A 261-nucleotide genomic window follows, 5' to 3' on the forward strand; every position below is an offset into this window, starting at 1 on the left:
AGTCTTTTTGCTTTTCCAATTGTACAATAGGCAGCAATAAGTTCTGCTTCAGATATACCAATAGAGATTGCAAAATCACGATTACGCATCTCTTTTTTTTCTTCACGCAAACGAATAATCATTTCGGCTGTATATGACATGGACTTTCCTTATAATATTTTTTGAGATCTAACTTTTAAAATTTTACAATTTCAAAGCAATAGTTTGAACCTTTTTAAGGGTTCAAACCATTTTACCCAATAAGGTCCTATTATCAACAGC

Annotated in this window: 1 pseudogene; it reads right to left on the bottom strand. The window is 31.4% G+C overall.

The features are described 5' to 3' along the window. Window positions 1-140: pseudogene (locus ACFINZ_RS10835) on the bottom strand (hemin-degrading factor); the annotation flags it as partial. Window positions 141-261: the final 121 nt, after the last annotated feature.

The sequence above is a fragment of the Bartonella sp. AA81SXKL genome (assembly GCF_042196945.1).
GTDB lineage: Bacteria > Pseudomonadota > Alphaproteobacteria > Rhizobiales > Rhizobiaceae > Bartonella.